The sequence below is a fragment of the Rathayibacter tanaceti genome (assembly GCF_001634385.1).
GTDB classification, from domain to species: Bacteria; Actinomycetota; Actinomycetes; order Actinomycetales; family Microbacteriaceae; genus Rathayibacter; species Rathayibacter tanaceti.
Genome location: NZ_LIIN01000207.1, coordinates 1 through 2,784 on the forward strand (window position 1 = coordinate 1; position 2,784 = coordinate 2,784).

Here is a 2,784-nt window from a genome sequence, read left to right on the forward strand (position 1 = left end):
CGATGCCGCGCACGGGCGAAGTGCGCATCGTGCCCGGCCTGGAGCCCCTCGACGCTCGACCTGCCGCGGAGGCCGCGCGCCGGTCGGCGGCCCAGGCCGAGCCCGCGCCAGAGCGAGCCGGTCTCGAGGACGACGGCCGTCTCGGAGCTGATCACTCCCCGATGCTCGCGATGGGCGGTCAGCTGCCAGCCGTAGCCGAGGTGGTGCAGCCTCGCCGAGTGCGGCCCGCGCCAGCCGTGAACGGGGTCGGGACGACGGAAGTAGACCGGGCTCGGGCGGAACGAGCCCTGCCAGAGGGCGGCCGCGAGCTCGGTGCACCACTCCGGCGCTTCGGGGTCGGACCACGGCTCCAGCACGTCGGTGCGCGCGGCGGCGCGCCGGTGCTCACGCACCAGTTCCTCCGCGTCTTCCCGCAGTCCCATGGCCTGTCCTCCCGTGTCGTCGCGCCCACACTAGGGCGGCGGCGCCACGGTCGCCACGCGGTGGCGCCTCAGGTGGGCAGGGTGACGGGTTCGGTGTCGGGCAGCGGGCTCGCATCGCGGCCGCGGAGGTCGGGGTGGTAGCGGCGGCCGACCGCCGGCACCAGGAATCCGACGAGCGCGAAGGCGGCCGCGACGACGATGGCCGCCGTCGGACCAGCCTGGTCGATCTGCACTCCGGCGATCGCCGAGCCCAGTGCGGCGCCGATGAGCTGCCCGGTGCCGACCCAGCCGTACGCCTCCGCGGTGTCCGAGAAGCGCACGCTCGACGCGGTGATCGCGAACAGTGCGGCGAGGGCCGGAGCGATGCCGATCCCCGCCAGGAAGAGGGTGGCGCAGAGCCACCAGAAGTCGGTCGAGACCGCGGCGAGGCCCATGCCGACGGTGACGATCAGCATCCGCCGCGCCGTCGCCCACCGGCTGATCGGGATGTGGCCGAGTGCGAGGCCGCCGACGAGGGAGCCCGTGGCGAACACGGCCAGCACGACGCCCGACTCCACGCCGCCCTCGCCGAACACCGCGACGACACCCGCCTCCACGGCCGAGCAGGCGCCGATCAGGAGGAAGCCGACGACCGTGGCCAGCAGCACCGGCGGCTTGGTCAGAACCACTCCGAGCCGGCGCTTGGAGCGCGGGATGCGCACCCGGCCGACCTCGGGCGACGCGATGAACCAGATCCCGCCTCCGATCAGGAACGCGGCGGCCGTCAGGATGCCCGCGACCGTCGACACCTGGATCGAGACGAGCGTCGCCAGCACCGGGCCGAGCACCCAGATGATCTCCTGGGCCGAGGCGTCGAGCGAGAAGAGCGGAGTCAGCTGCGAGCTGGTCACCATCTTGGGGTAGATGGTGCGCACCGCCGGCTGCACCGGCGGCATGCTGAGGCCGGCGACGAATCCGACGACCACGAACTGCCAGACCTCGAGCGGGAGCAGAGCCATCGCGACGATCGCGCTCGCGCAGACAGCGAGGGTGGCTGTGAGCACCCGGCGCATCCCGAGCCTGCCCATCAGCCGGCTGGTCAGGGGGCCCGCGATGGCCTGCCCGAGCGACATCGAGCCGAGCACGAGGCCCGCGGCGGCGTAGGAGTGGTGCACCCGCTCCACGTGCAGGAGGAACGCCAGCGAGAGCATCCCGAAGGGGAACCGCGCGGTCAGCTGCGCGAGGATGATGCGCCCCACCCCGGGGGTCTTCACAAGATCGGTGTAGCTGCCCACCGGACGACACTAGCGCCCCTTGAGGGAACCCCGGGCGGTCGAGGGAACCCGCTCCCGGAGCTCCGTCGACGGGTCGGGGTTCCCTCGGCAGAGGAGGGACCGTCAGGTCGCCAGCACCTTGCGGATGCGCTGGAGGGAGACGCTCTCGGCGGTGCCGAGAGGCTGCGCGAAGAAGCTCACCCGCAGCTCCTCGATCATCCAGCGGGCGCGGGCCAGGCGCTCCGGCGAGTGCGGGGGCAGCGGCAGGACGCCGCCGGCCGATCGGTACAGCTCCAGTGCGGCCTGCACCTCGTTCAGCCAGACGCGGTCGCGGCCCACGTTCTCGGCGATTTTGCCGAAGCGCTCGGTGATCGCTCCGAGGTACCGGGGGAGGTGCCGCAGCCGCTCCACGCCCGTCGCCGAGACGAAACCCGGGTACACCAGGCCCGAGAGCTGCTCGCGCGCATCGGTCAGCGCCGGCAGGAGCGCCATGCTCGTCGAGGCCTTGAGCGCCTTCTCGACCCCGCGGGCCGTGGTGAGGATCGTCGTCACCGTCTTCACGGTTTCGAACATCGCGTCCATGACGCTCGCCGAGACCCGGTCGCGCACGGCGTCGAACTCGGCGCGGAGGAAGAGCATCCCGTCGGGCTTCATCCGCCAGAGCACCGCGTCGACGCAGGCGAGCAGGCAGTCGGTGAAGAGCGCCGTGGTGTTCTGGTACGGGCTCTGCGCGAGCACGAGCTTCTCGTGCGACGTGAGGTGCTGCTGCACGTAGGCGACGGGGCTCGGCGTCGCGAGCAGCAGGAGGCGGCGCACGCCGCGCGGATGCTCGCGCGCCTGGTCCTCGGGGGTGGCGAGGAGGCGGATCGACACGGAGTCGCCGTCGTCGATCAGGGCCGGATAGGCGCGGATGGTGTTGCCGCCCTGCCGGGTGTCGGTGACGCGGGGCAGCTCCGGCATGTCCCACGTCGTCAGGCTCCGACGCTCGAGCGCGTCGGGGACGCGGGCCTCGACCACGCGGGCGACCTCGTCGCGGACCCGGCCGCGCAGCCGCTCGGCCAGCGGCGCCAGCTCCTTGCCCGCGGCGATCGTGCGCCGCGCTCGTCCGC

At 73.0% G+C, this 2,784-nt stretch carries 3 protein-coding genes; all 3 read right to left on the reverse strand.

Annotation, left to right across the window (positions count from 1 at the left end; genetic code table 11):
- Nucleotides 1-422: hypothetical protein (locus ACH61_RS14850; protein ID WP_153038925.1), on the reverse strand; the 422-nt coding region annotated here is incomplete at its 3' end.
- 68 nt (nucleotides 423-490) lie between these two features.
- Complete coding sequence (locus ACH61_RS14855; protein ID WP_068213528.1) at nucleotides 491-1,696, reverse strand: MFS transporter; 1,206 nt, start codon at nucleotides 1,694-1,696, stop codon at nucleotides 491-493.
- A gap of 102 nt (nucleotides 1,697-1,798) precedes the next feature.
- A partial coding sequence (locus tag ACH61_RS14860; protein WP_153038926.1) for a DUF3418 domain-containing protein occupies nucleotides 1,799-2,784 on the reverse strand: 986 nt, incomplete at its 5' end.